16 protein-coding genes are annotated in these 19891 nt (G+C 67.1%); 10 read left to right on the forward strand and 6 right to left on the reverse strand.

Annotation, left to right across the window (positions count from 1 at the left end):
• Positions 1-50: 50 nt before the first annotated feature.
• Genes galK through ABD747_RS01180 form a run of 3 tightly spaced genes read right to left on the reverse strand, consistent with a single transcriptional unit; the run spans position 51 to position 4542 of the window.
• Positions 51-1217 carry a galactokinase gene (gene galK, locus ABD747_RS01170; RefSeq protein ID WP_344801226.1) on the reverse strand — a complete coding sequence of 389 codons (1167 nt, stop codon included), beginning with the start codon at positions 1215-1217 and terminating at the stop codon, positions 51-53.
• Positions 1217-3475 carry an alpha-galactosidase gene (locus ABD747_RS01175; protein WP_344801227.1) on the reverse strand — a complete coding sequence of 753 codons (2259 nt, stop codon included), beginning with the start codon at positions 3473-3475 and terminating at the stop codon, positions 1217-1219. Before ABD747_RS01175 ends, galK begins: the two co-directional genes overlap by 1 nt.
• Positions 3472-4542 (reverse strand): LacI family DNA-binding transcriptional regulator, encoded by a 1071-nt coding sequence (locus ABD747_RS01180; protein WP_344801228.1) that lies wholly within the window; start codon positions 4540-4542, stop codon positions 3472-3474. The genes ABD747_RS01175 and ABD747_RS01180 overlap by 4 nt, the downstream gene beginning before the upstream one ends.
• Positions 4543-5003: 461 nt before the next feature.
• Here ABD747_RS01180 and ABD747_RS01185 point away from each other — a divergent pair, with 461 nt between their 5' ends.
• From ABD747_RS01185 to ABD747_RS01230, 10 genes are all read left to right on the forward strand, one after another.
• On the forward strand, positions 5004-5960 hold the full coding sequence (locus tag ABD747_RS01185; RefSeq protein ID WP_344801229.1) for a carbohydrate ABC transporter permease: 957 nt from the start codon (positions 5004-5006) through the stop codon (positions 5958-5960).
• Between the two features lie 11 nt (positions 5961-5971).
• Positions 5972-6922 carry a carbohydrate ABC transporter permease gene (locus ABD747_RS01190; RefSeq protein ID WP_344801230.1) on the forward strand — a complete coding sequence of 317 codons (951 nt, stop codon included), beginning with the start codon at positions 5972-5974 and terminating at the stop codon, positions 6920-6922.
• 84 nt (positions 6923-7006) lie between these two features.
• Positions 7007-8398, forward strand: coding sequence for an ABC transporter substrate-binding protein (locus ABD747_RS01195; protein WP_344801231.1), 1392 nt, complete (start codon positions 7007-7009; stop codon positions 8396-8398).
• 359 nt (positions 8399-8757) lie between these two features.
• Entirely contained in the window at positions 8758-9957 is a 1200-nt protein-coding gene (locus tag ABD747_RS01200; protein ID WP_344801232.1) for a Gfo/Idh/MocA family protein, read from the forward strand.
• A 370-nt stretch (positions 9958-10327) separates the two neighbouring features.
• A complete protein-coding gene (locus tag ABD747_RS01205) occupies positions 10328-11353 on the forward strand; it encodes a LacI family DNA-binding transcriptional regulator (RefSeq protein WP_344801233.1) in 1026 nt (341 codons plus the stop codon).
• Between the two features lie 152 nt (positions 11354-11505).
• On the forward strand, positions 11506-12348 hold the full coding sequence (locus ABD747_RS01210) for a GNAT family N-acetyltransferase (protein WP_344801234.1): 843 nt from the start codon (positions 11506-11508) through the stop codon (positions 12346-12348).
• Between the two features lie 101 nt (positions 12349-12449).
• A complete protein-coding gene (locus ABD747_RS01215; RefSeq protein ID WP_344801235.1) occupies positions 12450-13238 on the forward strand; it encodes a hypothetical protein in 789 nt (262 codons plus the stop codon).
• Positions 13232-13654: a phosphotransferase gene (locus tag ABD747_RS01220; RefSeq protein WP_344801249.1), complete on the forward strand. Its 423-nt coding sequence runs from the start codon at positions 13232-13234 to the stop codon at positions 13652-13654. Before ABD747_RS01215 ends, ABD747_RS01220 begins: the two co-directional genes overlap by 7 nt.
• A gap of 275 nt (positions 13655-13929) precedes the next feature.
• Complete coding sequence (locus tag ABD747_RS01225; RefSeq protein WP_344801236.1) at positions 13930-14613, forward strand: hypothetical protein; 684 nt, start codon at positions 13930-13932, stop codon at positions 14611-14613.
• A gap of 191 nt (positions 14614-14804) precedes the next feature.
• Entirely contained in the window at positions 14805-15404 is a 600-nt protein-coding gene (locus tag ABD747_RS01230) for a sugar O-acetyltransferase (protein WP_344801250.1), read from the forward strand.
• Positions 15405-15630: 226 nt separating this feature from the next.
• On the opposite strand, the gene ABD747_RS01235 is transcribed toward ABD747_RS01230, so the two are convergent.
• The 3 genes from ABD747_RS01235 to ABD747_RS01245 form a co-directional block, all read right to left on the reverse strand.
• A complete protein-coding gene (locus ABD747_RS01235; RefSeq protein ID WP_344801237.1) occupies positions 15631-15903 on the reverse strand; it encodes a hypothetical protein in 273 nt (90 codons plus the stop codon).
• A 261-nt stretch (positions 15904-16164) separates the two neighbouring features.
• Complete coding sequence (locus tag ABD747_RS01240; RefSeq protein WP_344801238.1) at positions 16165-18453, reverse strand: glycoside hydrolase family 3 C-terminal domain-containing protein; 2289 nt, start codon at positions 18451-18453, stop codon at positions 16165-16167.
• Positions 18454-18645: 192 nt separating this feature from the next.
• Positions 18646-19038, reverse strand: a complete 393-nt coding sequence (locus tag ABD747_RS01245; protein WP_344801239.1) for an SHOCT domain-containing protein — start codon at positions 19036-19038, stop codon at positions 18646-18648.
• Positions 19039-19891 lie beyond the last annotated feature (853 nt).

The following is a 19891-nucleotide window of genomic DNA, read 5'->3' on the forward strand; positions in this document are numbered from 1 at the left end:
CGGACAGCGTTAGATCGCTGCAGAAACAGAAAGGTGGTATCGGATCTGGCTCAACTCAGCCGGCGGGCTCCGGCCGACGGCACGCCGACAAAGTGGGCCGGAGTGCGATACCCGACGGCGGTGAAGGCATCGGTCACCGCGGTAGCGACCGCACTGCTCGAGCCGGCAGGGACGAGGGCGATGATGCAGCCGCCGAAGCCGCCGCCGGTCATCCGGGCACCGACCGCACCGCAGCGCCGCGCCGTCTCGACGGCAAGATCAACCGTCGGGACGGTGATCTCGAAATCGTCCCGCATCGAGGCATGCGACGCGTCCAACAATCGACCCAATTCGGTGACCCTGCCGTCGCGGAGCAGCTCCGCGGCCTGCTCGACCCGGTTGTTCTCGGTGACGACGTGCCGCACTCGGCGCCGGGTGATCGGGTCGTCGATTCGTTCGAGGGCGGCGGGCAGGTCGGTGACGTCCCGTAAGGCCGGTACGCCGAGCTGGGCGGCGGCCGTCTCGCAGCTGGCCCGCCGGGTGGCGTACTCGCTGTCCACGAGAGCATGCGGGGTCTTGGTGTCGAGGACGAGAATCTCCAGGCCGGCCCGGTCCAGCTCGAGCGGGATCTGGCTGGTGTCGAGGCTGCGGCAGTCGAGCAGTAGGGCGTGTCCGGCGGTGGCGAGGGTGGAGGCGGCCTGGTCCATCAGCCCGGTGGGTGCGCCGACGAACTCGTTCTCCGCCTTGCGGGCGAGCACGGCCCGCGCCATCGGGTCGAGGTCGATGCCGTTCAGGTCGGCGATCGCCGCAAGTACGGCGCACTCCAGGGCTGCCGAGGAGGACAGCCCCGCGCCGCTGGGCACGTCCGAGTCGAGCACGAGGTCGGCCGGGGCCACCGGAAAGCCCGCATCCCTCAGCGCCCAGACCACGCCGGCGACATAGGCGTGCCAGCCGTCGATACCAGTGCGGAGATCGTCCTGGTCGAAGGTCCGGGTCTGGCGGGAGTTGAGGCTGGTCACCGTCCAGTTGTCCCGCTGCCGGGGTGCGGCGGCGACCGTGACCCGCTGCTCGAGGGCGAACGGCAGCACCAGGCCGTCGTTGTAGTCGGTGTGTTCCCCGATCAGGTTCACCCGGCCGGGTGCCGCCCACACCCCGGCCGGCGGCTGTCCGGTGATGTCTTTGAACGCGTCGGCGACCCGGCCTGCGGCCGTGTCGGTCGTGGTGGTGGCGGCCGTCATCAGTCGACCGCTTCGACGAGGTAGATCACGGCGTGGTCGGGGTTGAACGGTGCCCCCGCGAGGCCGACCGAGGCCAGCACCGAGCCGGGCAGCACGACGCCGGCCGTCTTCCCGGCGGCGACGTAGGTCGGCGGTTTGTGGGCGGCGAGGTCTGCGTACTCGTCGTGGTCCCAGACGGCGGTGACGCCCCACCAGTGGGGAGGCCGGAGTCCGCTCGGGGCGTGCTGCAGCAGGGCCGGTTCGACCCGGTACCGGCGATCCGGGTCGAGGCCGGGCATCGGCAGCCGGCCGAGCATGACCACGTCGGAGCGGGCGACGGAGGCGTAGGAGTAGATGGCGCGGGTCCGGTCGGGTGCGAGGACACCGTCGGCGATCAGCGTTTCGTCGGGGAAGTCGATCCGGACCAGGTCGCCGCCCAGCAACAGGGCACGGTTTTCCTTGTACAAGGCGATCCAGTCACCGAGCTCGGCGAGTTCGGCGTCGGTGGCCTTGGCCAGGTCCCATTCGATCCCGAGGTGTCCGAAGATCGCGGTCGCGGCGCGGAAGTTCAGGTCGTGCTCGCGGCCGGTGGTGTGGGAGCGGCCCGATGCGATGTGGGCGCCCATCAGTTCCGGCGGGATCAGCTGGGTGGTCCAGCGGTGCATCGTCTGGCGTTCGAGCGGGTCGATGCAGTCCGACACCCAGACCCGGTCGGTGCGTTCGAGCACGCCCAGGTCGACCCGGGCGCCGCCGGAGGAGCAGGACTCGATCTCCAGCCCGGGGTGGGCGGCCTTGATCTCGTCCACCAGCCGGTAGAACGCGAGCGTCTGCTGGTGCACCCCCGGCCGCCCGCTGGGCTGGGTGCCGGCGTCGATCAGATCCCGGTTGTGATCCCACTTGATGTAGCCGATGTCGTATTCGGCCAGGATGGCGAAGATCGCGTCCCGGATGTAGGCGTAGCACTCCGGGATGCCGAGGTTGATCACCTGTTGGTAGCGTGACTCGACCGGCAGCCGGTCGCCGGTGGCCATCACCCACTCGGGGTGCGCGCGGGCGGTGTCGGAGTCGATGTTGATCATCTCCGGCTCGAACCAGAGCCCGAACTGCATCCCGAGCTCGGTCACCTTGTCGACCAGCGGGTGGAGCCCGTGCGGCCAGACGTCGGGCGAGACCTGCCAGTCGCCGAGCCCGGCGTGGTCGTTGCGGCGCGCCCCGAACCAGCCGTCGTCCAGCACGTATCGTTCGACGCCGAGGGCGGCGGAGCGTTCGGCCAGGTCGACCAGCCGGTCCAGGTCGTGGTCGAAGTAGACCGCCTCCCACACGTTGATCGTCACCGGACGGTCGGTGGAGGGGTGGTTGTCCCGGGCGCGGAGGAAGCGGTGGAACCGTCGGGCGACCTCGTCCAGGCCGGTCCCGTAGGAGCCATAGATCCATGGTGTGGTGTAGGAGTCGCCCTCGGCGAGTTGGATCTCGCCGGGCAGCAGCAGCTCGCCGCCGCCGACCACCTGCTCGCCGGTGGACAGCCGCTCGGCGTAGTGGGTGTGGTTGCCGCTCCAGCCGGTGTGCACGCCCCAGATCTGGCCGTCGGCGAAGCCGAAGCCCGGGGTGCCGACATGTAGCACGGTTGCCGCGTCCGGCCCGGTCCGACCCTTCCGGCCCTCGCGCAGGTGAATGCCGACGGTCAAATCCCGCCGCTGCGGGGTCCGCTCTTTGCCCCACCGGCCGGCGAAGTCGAGGATCTCCCGGGCCGAGGCCGGGACCGGCAGCGCCAACACCAGATCGTCCAGCTGGTAGGTGTCGCCGAGGTTGGTGAGGATCGCGCGGGCCCGGACCAGACCACCGACGGTGAGCTCGACGGTGACCGTGATGGCGAGCTGGGCGGTGTCGTCGACGGCGTCCACCTCGACCAGGGCCGGACCGTCGGAGTGGACAACTGTGGGTGTCTCGGTACCGGCGGGAACGTCGGCTCCGTTGAGCCGGACGACCGTCGAGCGGAACTTCGGCGACCAACCGGGTCCGCGGCGCGATCCGCGGAGTCCGGGCCGGCCGACCCAGCCGGTCCAGTGCTCGGGCAGGATCGAGAGCCGGACCGGTTCGTCGACCACGTTGGCGGTGACGGGGTTGATCCCGGCGCCGATCAGGTCGAGCACCTCTGGGTCGGTGAGGGGGCCGAGGTCGGGTCCCCAGTGGGCGATCGATGGAAGTCCGGCGGCGGTGATGTCGAGGACGAGGCCGACTCCGTCGGCACGGAGGACGACACAGGCGTTGGCGTCGGTCACGGTCGCTTCCTACTCTTTCGGGGGTGACGGGTGGGGGGTGCTGGGTTTGAGCCGGCACGGTCCGGCTTGAGATCCGAGTCCGGAAGCGAACAGCCGCACGATCGGCGCGCCAACAGGCTTACCGGGAACAGCTGGTGGGCGGGGGCGGCTTGGTCGAAGATGGCCGCGACCGCAGCGGCGGCCATCTCCTGGATTGGCTGCCGAATCGTGGTCAACGGCGGCCAGCAGTACTCGGCCTGATTCGTGCCGTCGAAGGAGACGATGGCCAGGTCGTCCGGTATTGATAGACCCGCCTCGTGGGCTGCTCTCAGCAGACCCATCCCGAGCAGGTCTGAGCTGGCGAAGACGGCGGTGGGCCGCGGCCGGAGTGCGAGCAGGTGTTGACCGGCGACATAGCCGCCGTGCCTGGTGAACGTCGCGTAGGCAACCTCTCCGCGCTCCACGTCCAAAGCGCGCAGCGCGTCGCGCCAGCCGGTTTCGCGTTCGTCGGTGGCGTGCCGCGCCCCGCGCCCCATCAGCAGAGCCACGTTGTCGTGCCCGTGCACCTCGACCAGATGCTGGGCGGCCTGCAGTGCACCCGCGTGCTTGTCCGCACCCACCGTCCGATAGCCGGGAACGGGGCTGGCGGTGTCGACGAACACGGTCGGCGTCACGGCCGTCACGCCGGACAGCGTCGAGTCGACCGGAGGACCGCCCGCACCGGCCACGATCAAGCCGTCGAGCTGGCGATTGGCCAGATCGGTCAGCAACGTCGCCTCGACGCCCAGATCGGAGCCGGAGTTGGCGATTAGCAGCGCCAGTCCACGCTGCGTGGCCGCCTGTTCGATGGCCAACGCATACTCGGCGAAGAACGGGTTGCCGGTGTCGGGCACGAGCAGGCCGAGCAGGCCCGCGGTGCCGAGCTTGAGGGCGCGGGCGTTTGCGTTGGGCTGGTAACCCAGCACGGCGATAGCGTCGCGGACCCGGGCGGCCGTGGTGGCCGCGACCGGGCGTGGACCGTTGTTCACGACGTAGCTGACCACGGCCGTGCTCACCCCCGCGTAGCGCGCGACGTCAGAACGTGTCACCCCCCTCGCCGGACCCCCTGCACCACTCATGGCCATCGGGCTCCCCATCGGTCGAAGGTGCTCCGTCATCAATTGATTCGATGACGTACGAAGTTGAACGTTGGCTGAGCATCGTGCCGCCGCCGTTCAGGTAGTCACACGCTGACCAGGGCCAAGCTCCCTCGCGTCCCCGAGGTCGCGAGGAGCCGTCTCCACGGTCCAAGACGCATGCTCTACACGAGAAGATAGTCGACGTCGGCAGCTCTGTAAAGCTTTCAGACCAAATTCCGGCTAAGGGTTGCCATAGGCGTTCTACGCGCGTAGCGTCTTGCCTCGCCAGCTTGCCTCGACCCGTTAGCAGCCACCCGCCGACTGTCGAAAGGACCGACGATGACGTCTCGACCGCCACACGAGGACGACCACGCCAAGCCGCCACAGGCGGCCACCTCCCCGCACGAAGCCACGGGAAGGCGGGTACACCGATGACGTCCGAATCCGTCGAGATGCCGATGGGCACGATCACCGGCGCGGGTCAGCAGCAGATCAACATGAAGAAGAGCAAGCCCGGCAGCGGCCGCAGTGAGCTGGGCATGGCGCTGCTGTTCATCGCGCCGGCCACCATCGGCTTCCTGGTCTTCTACCTCTACCCCACGATCCGCGGCTTCTACTTCAGCCTGACCCGCTACAACCTGCTCGGCAGCCCGCACTTCATCGGCTTCGACAACTACGTCAAGATCGTCCACGACAAGCTGTTCTGGAACGCGATCGTGGTGACGATCGAGTACGTGTTCCTCAACATCGTGTTCCAGACCATCATCGCCATCGGGCTCGCGGTGCTGATGCAGCGGCTGATCAAGTCCACCATCATCCGGGGCACGATCCTGTTGCCGTTCATGATCTCCAACGTGATCGCGGCCATGGTCTGGTTCTGGCTGCTGGACTACCAGATCGGCCTGGTGAACGCGTTCATCGACTGGATCGGACTGGACAAGATCCCCTTCTTCGGCGGCGAGCACTGGGCGATCCCGACCATCGCTGCTGTCAACATCTGGCGGCACATGGGCTACACCGCGCTGCTCGTGTTCGCCGGACTGCAAACCATCCCGACCTACGTCTACGAAGCCGCCTCGATCGACGGCAGCACCGAATGGCGATCCTTCTGGCGGATCACGCTGCCGCTGCTCCGGCCGATCCTGGCACTGGTGCTGGTGATCACCGTGACCGGATCGTTCCAGGTGTTCGACACTGTCGCCGTCACCACCAAGGGCGGCCCGGTCAACGCCAGCCGGGTGATGCAGTACTACATCTACCAGAAGGGCTTCGCCGAAGGTCAGTTCGGCTACGCCTCGGCCCTCTCGGTGATCTTGTTCATCATCCTCATCACGGTCGCGTTGGTGCAGCTGAAACTGCTGAACGCCAACGAGTCGGACCTGGCCTAGGGAGCTCAGACATGTCAACGTCAACCACCTCCGCCACGACCGGCTCCAGCGCCGTCGCCACCCGCGGCGCCAACGAGCCGGCCAAGAAGAAGGTCAATGTCGGCCGCATCCTGGCCTGGGCACTGCTGATTCTCGCGATCATCGCCACCCTCTTCCCGTTCTACTGGATGCTGCGCACCGCGTTCTCGACCTCGAAGTCGCTGTTCGCCAACCCCACCTCGCTGCTGCCGGTGGATCCGACCCTCGGCGCGTTCAAACGGGTTCTCGGCCTGTCGACCGTCGCCGAGGCGCAAGCTGAGGGCGGTTCAGGCGCCTCGGTCAACTTCCTGCTCTATCTGCGGAACTCGATCCTCTACTCCGGCATCGTCACCATCGGACAGGTCTTCTTCTGTTCCCTGGCCGCCTACGCGTTCGCCCGGCTGAGCTGGCCCGGCCGGGACAAGGTGTTCGTGCTGTTCCTCGGTGCCCTGATGGTGCCGCCCATCTTCACCTCACTGCCCAACTTCATCCTGATCAAGAACCTCGGCCTGCTGAACACCATCCCCGGTCTGGTACTGCCGTCGCTGCTGATGACACCGTTCGCGATCTTCTTCCTGCGGCAGTTCTTCCTCGGCATCAACAAGGAGATCGAGGAGGCCGCCTCCATCGACGGGGCCAACGTGTGGACCTCCTTCTTCCGGATCATCCTGCCGATGAGCGTCGCACCAATCACCACCCTGGCCGTCCTCACCTTCATCGCCGCCTGGAACGACTACTTCTGGCCACTGCTGATCGGCAACACCGAGAGCAGCAAGGTCCTCACCGTCGCCCTCGGGGTGTTCCGCAGCCAGAGCCCGCAGGGCAGCCCGGACTGGGCCGGCCTGATGGCCGCCGCCCTGATCGCCGCCCTCCCGCTGCTGATCCTGTTCGCCATCTTCGGCAAGAAGGTCGTCAACTCCATCGGCTTCTCCGGCATGAAGTAGCCGGCCGCCACTCTCCACACCCAGATCACTACTCCCTCATCCAGCGTCCGCGAGGACGACCTCCAAGGAAGGAAGTCGCCAACCATGGCACGAATCCGCAAACGGCTCGGCATCGGCATCGTCGGTGCGGCCATCCTCAGCCTCGCCCTCACCGCCTGCGGCGGCGGCGGCTCCGACTCCGGCGGCGCCGACTCCCAGGGTGGTGCGATCGACACCTCCAACGCCTCCGGCGAGATCAGCTACTGGCTCTGGGACGCCAACCAGCTGCCGGCCTACCAGAAGTGCGCCGACGACTTCCACGCCAAGAACCCCAACATCACCGTCAAGATCACCCAGGCCGCCTGGGACGACTACTGGGCCAAGATCACCAACGGCTTCGTCGGCGGCACCGCACCGGACGTGTTCACCAACCACCTGTCCAAGTACCCCGAGTTCGTCAACCAGGAACAGCTGGTTCCGCTGGACGACACGCTGAAGAAGGACGGCATCGACACCAGCATCTACCAGCAAGGCCTGGCCGACCTGTGGGTCGGGCAGGACGGCAAGCGCTACGGCCTGCCGAAGGACTTCGACACCGTCTCGGTCTTCTACAACAAGAAGCTGATCGCCGACGCCGGGATCAAGGAGTCCGACCTGCAGAACATGACCTGGAACCCCGACGACGGCGGCACCTACGAGAAGACCATCGCCCACCTGACCGTCGACGCCAACGGCAAGCGCGGTGACGAGGCCGGCTTCGACAAGAGCAAGGTGAAGGTGTACGGCCTCGGTCTGGACGGCGGCTCCGGCTCCGGCAACGGGCAGACCCAGTGGAGCATGTACACCGGCACGCTGCCCTGGCAGTTCACCGACAAGAACCCGTGGGGCACCCACTACAACTACGACAACGCGGACTTCCAGAAGACCATGGGCTGGATGCACAGCCTGATCGAGAAGGGCTACATGCCCTCCCTGGAAGCGGTCACCGGCCAGAGCTCGGCCGACATCTACGGTGCGGGCAAGTACGCCATGGTCACTAACGGCTCCTGGATGATCGGCCAGATGTACGGCTACAAGGGGATCGAGACCGGCACCGCGCCGACCCCGGTCGGGCCGAGCGGCAAGCGCTCCAGCATGTACAACGGGCTGGCCGATTCGATCTGGGTGGGTTCGAAGAACAAGCCGGCCGCGGCCAAGTGGGTCGAATACCTGGCCTCGGCAGACTGCCAGGACGTCGTCGGCGAGAAGGGCGTCGTGTTCCCCGCGGTCAAGACCTCGACCGACAAAGCCGAGGCCGCGTTCAAGGCGAAGGGGATCGACGTCAGCTCGTTCCTCGTGCAGGTCAAGGACGGCACCACCTTCCTGTTCCCGATCACCGACCACGCGTCGCAGATCGACGGGATCATGCACCCGGCGATGGACGCGGTGTTCACCGGCAAGGCTCAGCCGTCGTCGCTGACCGACGCCAACAACCAGGTCAACGGCCTGTTCGGGTAACCCGGGCAGCGGGGTAGGACCCCCAACCCTGCTGACGGCGCGCGGGGCCCACCAGGCCCGGCGCGCCGTTCGCGCTCCCGCCCAGCATCGCCGCACGCCCACGTCCAACGAACTTACGAAGACCTCGCTCGGGCTCGGACCCCTGCCGCGCGAAGCGCACGAGGGCCAAGTCTTCGAGGCCGAAGTTTCTCCGCAGGCGCCGTTACACTTCACGCTGGCGGGTCTTCCGCTACGTCCTGCAGACCACGCTCGAGCAGCCGGCGGTCACGACCTCCGACGCCACCGTGGCCACCTGAGCGCCACACCAGCCAGCACATGCCACCCCCAGCACAAGTCGCCCGCAATCCGAGGAGCAGTCAATGTCGTTTTCCATCGCCATGATCGGTGCCGGCCAGTTCGCCGGCTCGTTCGCCCATCTCTTCGATCTTCATCCGGGGGTTTCGAAGGTCTATGCCACCGACGTCCTGCCGGAGCGTGCAACCGAGCTCGTCTCTCGTTACGGGCTGGCCGGCACGTTTGGGTCCTTCGACGACGTGCTGGCCAGCAGGGAGGTCGACGCAGTTGCGATCTTCACCCAGCGCTGGTCGCACGGACCGCTGGTGGTCCGGGCCCTGAAGTCGGGCAAGCACGTGTACTCCGCGGTGCCGATGGCGGTCAGTGCCGAGGAGATCGGCGCGATCATCGATGCCGTGCGCGAAACCGGCCTGACCTACATGATGGGTGAGACCAGTCACTACAACCCAGCAGTCGTGTACGCACGGGAGATGATCGCCAAGCAGGAGTTCGGGCGAATCTTCTACGCCGAAGGCGACTACCTGCACGACATGGACCTCGGCTTCTACGACGCCTACAAGTACTCCGGTGGGGACAACTGGAAGGCGACCGCGTCGTACCCGCCCATGCTCTACCCGACCCACTCGATCGGCGGCATCCTCGGCGCCTGGCCAACCCACGCCACCAGCGTTTCCGCAGTCGGTGTCGTCGACGACCGGGGCGACGGTGTGTTCGACCGTGACATCAGCATGTTCGGCAATGACTTCTCCAACATGACAGGCTTGTTCGAGGTCGCCGGCGGCGGGTCCTTCCGCGTCAACGAGTTCCGTCGGGTCGGCTTCCCGTCACACATCCGCGAGTCCCGGTTCCGCTGGTTCGGCACCGATGCCTCGTTCGAGGAGATGACGACCAGCGCCTACCGGCAGGACAAGATCGGTGTAACCGACGTGTCCCAAGACATCGAGCCTCGAAGGGCCAGCGAGGACGAACTGGCCGGACTGGAGAACGTCTCACCCACGCTGCGGGACGCGTTCCTCTCCGGCCTCGCTCCGGTCCACGACTCGAGCCGGCTGCCGTCGGAGTTCACCGGCGCACCGAACGGGCACGAGGGCAGCCACCACTTCCTCGCCGACGACTTCGTTGCCGCCGTCACCAACGGCGCACTGCCGCCGGTGAACGCCTGGCAGGCCGCCCGCTACACCCTGCCCGGCGTCTACGCCCTGGACTCCGCCCGTCGCGACGGCGAGCGGATCAAGATCGACGACTTTGGCAACCCCCCACACTGACCACCCTCGCACGGGTCGGCGCGACCCGAGACCCCCAGGACGAACCCCGGAAACAAGAGGTGCCCGTGTGTTCCGCGACAAAGCGCAGCCGGTGCCCGGCGACCTGTCCGGCCACACAGCAACGGGCCCGCGCCAGGCCCAACCGGGCCACGCTGGGGCCCTGCGGACATCGGGCAGGGGCCGGTCGCGGCGGGCAGGCCTACCATGTAAACCGAATATTGAGCGCCGCTATCGCGCCCGTTCCATGACACGAGTAGAGTGCGTGGCGTGCCTCGGGTAAGCGGATGCCCCACCGATCGGCGACCGCTGCGCGCTCAACTCGAAACGCAGCCCCGATGATAGCCCGGCGCCCCCCCGGGCCGGTGACCTGATGTCCGACCGCCCACCCCCGAAGGTCGTCACCCGTGCCGACGTCGCCCGGCTTGCCGGCGTCAGCACCGCCGTGGTCAGCTACGTCGTGAACGGCGGACCCCGTCCCGTCGCCCCGCACACGGCCACCCGGGTCCGCGACGCCATCGCCATCCTGGGATACCGACCCAACCTGACCGCACGCGCCCTCAAACTCGGCACCAGCGGCGTCCTCGGCCTCCTCGTCCCGGACAGCAGCAACCCCTTCTACGCCGAGCTCGGCCTGGAGATCGAACGAGCCACCAGCGCGAAAGGACTGGCACTGCTGCTCGCCAGCTCCAACTCAGACCGCAGCCTCGAATCTCGGCTGATCGGCGACCTCGCCGGCCGACAACTCGACGGGCTCGTGGTGGCCGGAACAGCCGGACCGCCCATCCCCGGCGTCGGCCGAGTGCCGCGGGTCTCGACCCCGATCGTCTACCTCGACACCCCCGTCCCGGTACCCGGCTACACCACCCTCAGCTCGAACGCCCAGCAGGGCGCCACCCTGCTCACCGAGCATCTGCGCCAAGTCCACGGGCACAAATCAGTGGCACTGCTGATGGGCACCCACAGCCAGCCCTGGCGGGACGGCCGCGAACTCGGTTGGCAACTGGCCGCCCGCAACGGCAACGCAGCCGACCCGCCGATCATCCGAGTCCCCTTCACCCGTGAAGGCGGCTACGAAGGCGGCCTCCAACTGCTCACCGTCGCCGCGAAGAAACGCGCCCGCGCAGTCCTTGCCAGTTCCGACCTCCAAGCCGTCGGGCTGCTCCGCGCCGCCCACGAGCTCGGCATCCGAGTGCCCGAGGACCTCGCGATCGTCGCTTACGACGGCACCGAAGAATCCGAGTACAGCTGGCCGCCCCTGACCTGCGCACGGCAACGCGTCCGTGACATCGCCGAAACCGCCGTCCAAGTCATCGTCGACCAGGCCGAACCGTCCCACCAAACCTTCGACATTGACCTGGTCATCCGCCGCTCGTGCGGCTGTACACCAACCTCATAGCTCCCAGCTCCCCCGGGGCCTGCAGAGTGACGTTGTGGCCGGCTGATGCCTCGTTCCAGCCCCGGCGACCGAGGCGTCAGCGTGAAGCTGTGACTCCACACCCGCCGGCACACGGGCAGTCGGCAGCGGCCGTGTGTCGCCGGAGAGGTCGGGTGTTCACTGATCGCATGGCCCCGGAACGAGTCGGTATCTCGAGCCTGCTCATGGCGGCCGACAGCTACCTCGACAGCGTGCCCCGGCCGGACGCGGACGTCGTCGAGACGGGCGCCTTCAGCTTGTTCGTCAGTCGGACCCCGTGGAGCTACTACGCCCGCCCCGCCATCTCGAAACGACACCCGATCACGGCCTCCGGCTTCGAAACTTTGACCGGCGTCTGCGACAAGGCGGAGGTGGAGCTGGCCATCGAATGGGTCCATGAGACACACCCGGAGCTGCAGCAGCTCGCGGCCAAGTTCGGGCTACCCGTTACACGCCACGCGCTGATGGTGCTGACAGCCACCGACCCTGTGCACCCTGCGACGCCCATCGCGAAGGTGCGCATCGTCGACGCAGAAGATCCAGCCCTGCTGCAGGCGCAAGCGGTAGCCGCGGTCTCCTTCACCACTGGCGGCACCGATGCCGGGCCGGCCGGGACAGCTGATCGCGAATCAGCCGCGCACGCGCTGTCTCCGGAGCTGACCGCACACCTTCGGAGCCGAGCCCAACGAGGGCTGACGATCACCGCCGTCGCCGAAACCGATCACGGTGTGATGGCCGCGGGCTGTTACCAACCGATCGGTGACACGGCCGAAATTCTCGCCGTGGCGACCCTCCCGGCGATGCGCCGGCGCGGCCTCGCCGCCGCGGTCACCGCCACACTCACAGAACACGCCAGAGAACGCGGCATCCGGCTGCTGCTCCTCAGCGCTCAAGACGACGACGTGGCACGGGTCTACCAGCGCGTGGGGTTCCACCGCATCGGCACCACCTGCGCCGCGGGCCCACCCGGCGCCTAAGCCTGTCAACAACAACGGCCGGGCAGGATGACCCGGTGCTGACAACGCGGGGGCCACCATGCCGGTCGCTACCTGGAGGCGATCCGGTCTAGCCTCGACGCATGCCCGAGACCGGACGGAGCGCCAGCGTGGTCTTGGTCCATGCGGGTGAGGTGCTCGGCCGGCTGCCACCGGTGGCGTTGGAGATGCCGTGGTGGCCGGAGGCCCACGATCTGTTTGCGGCCATCCGGGGACGAGATGGCGTCGAGATCACCGTACTGCGGCTGCTGGAGGCCCGGTCCGATCGGGCCTTCGGCGGGGAGGTCACCTACCTCGCCGAAACGGATCGACCACCCTCGGCACGGCTGTTCGACTGGGAGGGCGGCGACCCGCTGGCCGATCATCCGTTGCGGCAGGTCTGGGCGCGGCCCGGTGGTCCGGAACAGCTGCTCTCATGGGCCGCGGATCGACTCGCCACCAAGGGACTGAACCGGACCGGATCGGCCGAGCAGATGCGTTCGTGGAACCTGTCCGCGCTGTGGCGGATCCCGACCGACACCGGGCCGGTCTGGCTCAAAGCAGTGCCCGGCTTCTTCGCCCATGAGGGAGCGGTGATCGACTGGATCGGCGTCCCGGCCGCGCCCCGGCTTGTCGACTTTGCCCCGGGACGGACGCTGATCGCGAACATTGACGGCGACCCCAACCACGAGGTACGCGATCCGGCTGCCCTACGACCGATGGTCGCACTGCTCACCACCGTCCAGCAGCGCAGCATCGGCCGGCTCGACCAGCTGAGTGCCATCGGGGTCCCCATCGCCAGCTACCGATCATGGTGCCCCGGATCGCCAGCGTGGTCGAGCAGTGGGGCGCCCAGCTCGACTTGTCGCAGCGTCGGTCGTTGGAAATGCTGATCTCCGCGCTGCCGGCGCGGATCGACGCCGTCGCCGAATGCGGCATCCCGGACGTCTTGGTCCACGGTGACTTTCACCCCGGCAACGTGGCCGGCCGGCCCGGCGGCTACACGATCTTGGACTGGGGCGACTCGTTTCTCGGCCATCCGCTGATCGACGAACTCGCCTTCGTCGAGCGCCTGTCGCCGAGCATGCAACCGGTCGCTCGCGACTGGTTCGTCACCGCCTGGCAACACGCCGAGCCCACGTCGGACCCGGCCAGGGCAGCGCGCCTACTGGAGCCGGTAGTCGCCCTGCTCGCAGCCGTCATGTATGCGAACTTCTGCACCAGCATCGAACCCGACGAGCGGATCTATCACGCCGCCGACGTGCTCCGGATGCTTCGCCAGGCAACCCGGTCCAACACCAGACTCTGACCTGCTGCCAAGCGCTGGGTCACTTCAGGTGCGCCGAACGATCCGCATTCCACGGTCCCGACCCGATCGGCGTCTGCCAGCACGACGGGAAGCGCCCGACCATCGGGCGTGAGCAGTGGAAGGACCTTGGCCAACAAGGCCTTCGTTCTCCGGAACTGAGCCACAGATCTTGGGACGGTCAACGGGAACGGTCAGCGACGCCGACACCAATCCGTGGGCTGGGTTTCGCTGAGCGTCACCTCTCCGGCGAGCGTGCGGGGATGTGGCGCCGTCGGATGAACGTTGCAGCGACCGCCGTGACGGTGTTGCATGCCGATGTGGACGACACGAGACACCAAGAACCAACAGCGGTCGATCCTTCGGATCGAAGCCGAGATCAGTCACTCGTTCATCGGCAGAATGCCCTGCAGGAAGAGGCCGGCGAGGTGCTCAGCGAACTGGACCTGACGAACCGGCTGGCCGGCTGCTCCCCCGTCATCGTCACCGGAAGCTTCGTGTCCGGACTGATGGTCTGGCGAGATCTCGACGTCATGGCCCTCGGCGGACCCCGGTTTTCGCCCACCGATGTCCTGGCCGCCATTGCCGGCCTGGTTACCCTCCCGGGTCTCGTCGGATTCGGGTATGCCGACGAGCGCGGTCCGCGCAGTCCAACCGGAGAGACCCGCGACGAGCGGTACCACGTACCGATGACCTACGTTCGACCGACCGGCACCTGGCGCTTGGACCTGACCTTCTGGCTCCACGACCCTCACCAAAACGTAGCAGCCTGGCATCAGCAGCTGCGCGATTCCCTCACCTCTCAGCAGCGCACCGACATCCTCAACATCAAGGACGTGTGGCACCGCCGGCCCGACTACCCTGACACGGTGAGCGGGTTCGAGATCTACACCGCCGTCCTGGACCACGGAGTCCGCACCCCGCAGCAGTTTCAGACCTGGCTTGCCGCCACCGCCAGGTAACCCTCACCGGTCGACCTGGTAGGTCATCAAATCGGCCGCTCCACCCCGGCCTCGGCCGCGGAGACGACCCGCTCGGGACTCTATGATCACTCGATGCGCCCGGGTCAAGGTGGCGCAGCAGTTCGTCGCTGGCGGGAGTCGTCTGCGACGATGGCCGACGTGGACAACCGACAGCGGATGAGGCCGGCCTGATCTACGATCCGTCAGACCCTCTCCTCACCGGGCAGCAGACCGAAGCGTTGGAACTGGTGTACGACTACAACGCGACCCGACCATCGCAGGCGGCCGAGCGAGGACGCCTCCTCCCCCTGATGTTCGCATCCGTCGGGTCCGGCTGCTGGATCGAACCGCCGTTGCACGCCAACTGGGGCGGCCGGAACGTCCACCTCGGCAACGACGTCTACGCGAACTTCAACCTCACCCTCGTCGATGACGGCCCGATCTACATCGGCGACAAGGTGATGTTCGGACCCAACGTTGTCGTCACCACCGCCGGCCATCCCGTCGCACCCGAGCTGAGGCTCCACGCCGCCCAGTTCAACCTCCCGGTGACGATCGGCAACAACGTCTGGATCGGGTCGAGCGTCCAGATCATGCCCGGCGTGACCATCGGCGACAACACCGTCATCGGAGCCGGAAGTGTCGTCACTCGCAACCTTCCCGAAAATGCCATCGCCGTAGGTACGCCATGCCGCGTCGTGCGCACGATCGGCGAGCACGACCGGACCTACTACTGGCGGGATCGAGCATTCGACCTGACCGTTGAGGAGTTGCTCGAGGCCTTTACCTGACTCGGCTAACCGAATGGCGCCTGTGTGCGGCGTGTCCGTGCCGCACGGCCTGTTAACGGTGCGCTCGAACGTCAAGCGCCCTCGGGTGTTTGGGGAGCAAGATCTTCGTCAACGGTGCGGACCTGGCGCGGAAGCGCGGCCGCGGACGGCCGTGACGATACCCAACTCAGTTCACTTCGACCTGAGGAAGTCGGGTGGTCGATCGGGGGTGTTGTCTACCTATAGGTCAGGTGAGCCGCGGGAGAGCGGCGGCGACGACGTCGACAAGGACCGGGTCGAGGTTGAGTTCGCTGTCCGCGAGATCGCGTAACACGCATTGGCGGCGCCGACGGCCCTGGGGCGCCTCCGCCCGCAGCCGGACGAACTCCTCCCTGGCTTCCCGCAGGCTCATCCCCCGACGCCCCGCGATCTCCCACAGACCACGCACGGTCGCTGCCTGTGCCTCCTGCACACCGGCCTGCAACCGCACCAGAGCCGACAGCGAATCATCCGGCAACATCCCCGACGAGCCTCGCGACTCAGCCAGCCGAGTCCGCAGCCCCGCCCTCCGCTGCGGACGAAGCGTCGGGTTCGCTTCAATCTCCCGTTCCGCCCGCGCGAAGACCCCCCGATCATGGAATCGCGACCCCAACCACCCGCCGGCCCTTGCCGCAAACCAGGGCGCGGATCATGACGCAACCGATGAAACACCGACTGAACCTGGGCATCATCCAGCCACGTCGCGTTCCGCGCCAACGCGATCACCACCGAGCTCGCCGGGTCAGGTGTCTCCAGGTAGCGAGGCTGCGATCACCTTGGCGATGAGCTCACGGGTGATGGAGGCGCCCGGGAAGTTGACCATCCGCCCGATCGGCATCGAGGCGAGCATCATCTCCATCGCTTCGGCCTGCTCCTGGGGCCCTCGGAATGCCGCCCGCATCGCGGTCAAGGCAACGCGCAGCAGCGGGCCCGCGATCGGATGGTCCAGGACGTCGGACAGGCGCGATTCTTCCGTCAGCGGCAGCTTCAAGCGATCCCCGGCCACCTCGATGAGCGCCGAGACGCGCAGGTCACGACTTGAGGCTCCAACCTCGATCAGGTATGCGCCGCCCTCGACGATCCAGCGATCTACGCGGACGTCCCAATACGCGAGGTCCTCCCGTCTGATCACCATGGTGGCGTCTGCCGTGGCGCCGGGTTGGATCGGCACTGACGCGAACGCCTTGAGCTCTCGCGGTGGTCGTTGCACCCGTGAGGAGGGCAGCGAGGTGTAGACCTGCACGACCTCACGGCCCGCCACCGAGCCGGTGTTGGTGACGGGCACGCTGATCTCGAGGTCGCCGTCTGACCTCGTGACGACGCTCGGCTCCCCGTACGCGAACGTGGTGTAGCTCAGACCGTGGCCGAACGGGAACGCAACATCCAGGGCCCGTTCGTCGTACCAGCGGTAGCCCACGAAGAGTCCCTCGCCGTAACGGACATGGCCGTGCTCGCCAGGGAAGTTCCCGTACGCCGGGGTGTCCGCCAACCGCCGGGGAATGGTCTCGGTCAGCTTCGCGGACGGGTTGACCACCCCGTACAGCACGTCGGCGGTGCCGCCGCCGCCGGCCTGGCCAAGCAGCCAGCCCTCCAGGATCGTCGGAACTTGGTCGGCGAACGGCAGCGCGACGACACCCCCATTGGACAGCACCACAACGGTCCGCGGGTTGGCTTGAACCACGGCGTCGAGCAGGGCGAGCTGCTCGTCGGGCAGGTCGATGTGCTGCCGGTCGAACCCCTCCGACTCCGATCGGGCCGGCAGGCCGAGCATGACGACCGCGACCTCGCAGGCCGAAGCGGCCGCTACCGCCTCTGCCCGCAAGTCGTCGGCCGACTCGGCGTCGTCGAAGCCGAAGCCGGCTGCGTACCTGACCTCGACCTGCGACAGTGCCCGGATCTCGGCAAGGGCGGTGTCGAGCCGGGTCGGGTTGATGTGGGAAGAGCCGGCACCTTGGTACCGGGGGTTCTCCGCGAAGGCTCCGATCACGGCGAGCGTGGTTGAACGGGCCAGCGGAAGCAGTGCGTCGTCGTTCTTGAGCAGCACGATCGAACGGCCGGCGGCCTCGCGTGCGAGTTGGTGGTGGGCGTCGACGTCGAACGGACCCGACATCGGTGGCCGGGCGGACGCCTTCGCAACAAGATCGAGAACGCGGCTGACGGCACGGTCCAGCACCTCCTCGTCCAGCGTCCCGTCGTTGATAGCGGCCACAATCTGGGCGTCCGTTCTTCCGCCGCTGGACGGCATCTCCAGATCGAGGCCAGCACGAAGAGCCGGCACGCGCTGCGCGACCGCGCCCCAGTCGGAGACCACGAGTCTCTGGAACCCCCATTCACCGCGCAGCACATGGGTGAGCAACCACGGGTCCTGCGAGGCATGGACACCGTTGATGCGGTTGTAGGAGCACATCACCGTCCACGGCTGGGTCTCGGTGACGACCCGCTGGAACGCTCGCAGGTAGATCTCGCGGAGCGGTCGAGGGTCGACGTCGCTGGACACCAGCAGCCGGTCGCTCTCCTGGTTGTTCGCGGCGAAGTGCTTGAGCGAGGCGCCGACGCCCTTCGACTGGAGCCCGGTGACGAAACCGACGCCGAGGCCGGCAGCGAGCACCGGATCTTCGGAGAAGTACTCGAAGTTCCGGCCGCACAACGGGTGCCGCTTGATGTTGACGCCCGGGCCGAGCAACACCGCAACCCCCTCCACGGCCGACTCGATGCCCAGCGCCTCACCCACTCGACGAAGGAGGTCAGGATCCCAGGACGAGCCCAGTCCTACGGCGGGTGGAAAGCACGTGGCCGGCACGCTCTCCGCGAGGCCGAGGTGGTCGGTCTCGGCGACCTGCTTGCGCAGTCCGTGCGGACCATCGGTGAGCATGATCCCCGGCACACTGACCCGATCAATCGCCTGGGTCATCCAGAAATCAGCGCCGCTCGTCAGCGACGCCTTCTCCTCGAGCGTGAGCAGCGGTCGGGCGAACCGCACAGGTCCGGCGGAATCGGCGTCCGCTGCGGCATGAATCGAGGTGTCGGTCATCGTCGTCCAGTCTCATCGGGGGAGCCAGCCGAGCTCCAGATCCGGCCACTTCATGATGCCCGACAGCCGGGGCCGCAAACGAAGAAAACCCGAACCCGCTTGACCCCGCCCCGTTGATGGAGCGGAAAGAAGCGTTCAGGGCTGCGGCCTTCGCCGAATCGCCGAGACTTCTTGAATGTGAGCGTCCGCAGGTCAGGCTGCGAGCGCCCTCGCCTTGAGCTGTTCAAACTCGGCCTGGGTGATGGCACCGCTGTCCAGCAAGCCCTTGGCCGACGCGATCTCCTCCGCGGCGCTCCTCGAGGCTCCGGTGGCCACGGATCTGACATAGTCGTTCTGGGCCTGCTGCATGGCCTTCACCTGCTCCAGTTGGCGTTCCTGCATACCGTGCCCACGGGCGATCAGGTAGACCAAGATGCCGAGCCACGGAACGATGATCACGAACAGCACCCACAGGGTCTTCGCTCCGCCGCCGATGTCCCTGCTACGGAAGATGTCGCCCAGGATCCACCACAGGCACATGAACCAGGCGAAGAACAGGAAGAATTCGAGCATCGCGAGCAGGAACGACCCGTTGTTGTTGAACATCGACATGCCCTTCGGTGCGCCGGTGTGAGTTGGGCCCGCTCCGGGCCCAATGAAACAAGCATGACCGATCGCCGCGCCCAGGCAGCCGAGGCGGCCGCGTGTCGTCGGCCAGACTCCCGCTGTTGATGAGTCTGGCACCGGCCTTGGTCAGCAGATTGGCTGCCTTCTTGAGGTTTCTTCTTACCGCCCGGGCCGAGCTCGACCTCGATCCGGCGCCAAGTCCGGACCGGAAGATCCGTCGCCGTGGATATGAGTTGTCAGCTGCCGGACGCCATCGGCGTGGGCCGATGCTTCCGCCTATAGCCCGGCGAGCGTCCGTGCTTCTTGTACCTGCCCCTGCGCCTCACTCAACTCGACGCCGAAGGTCTTTGGCTCTCTGCCGGACGGTCCTCCGGGTTCTGGCAAACACCCGCATCAGACGCCAGTGGTCCGTTCCATCTGGCGTGCTGGTGGCCGTAGCCGGAGTCGAGTCGGCGGCCGACCGGAATATTGTCTCGTGGCGGCGCATCTCGTCCAGGTCTCCACGGCCTGATATCCCGGCTATCAGACTCGGCCATGATCGGCATGCTCGTCGACGATGCCAAGAGTTCATGATTCCCAAAGCCAGAAACAAGGAGTAACGAACAAGGCACAAGACGACGTTGCCTACGCGCGTCAGTGGCCCTGGCGCTCATGAACTCTTGAGGACCTCGGCCAGACTGGCTTCCTCAGTCATGACCTGGCCGACTTACTCGAGATAGCCGGAGATCAGCTCCGCGTACAGGTCGAGGTGATCGTTGACCATGCGAGCCGTGCTGAACCGGGTCGCCGCTGCCTCACGGCAGGCCGATCGGTCCAGCTCCGACGCCCGGCG

The organism is Microlunatus ginsengisoli (assembly GCF_039537205.1).
GTDB classification, from domain to species: Bacteria; Actinomycetota; Actinomycetes; order Propionibacteriales; family Propionibacteriaceae; genus Microlunatus; species Microlunatus ginsengisoli.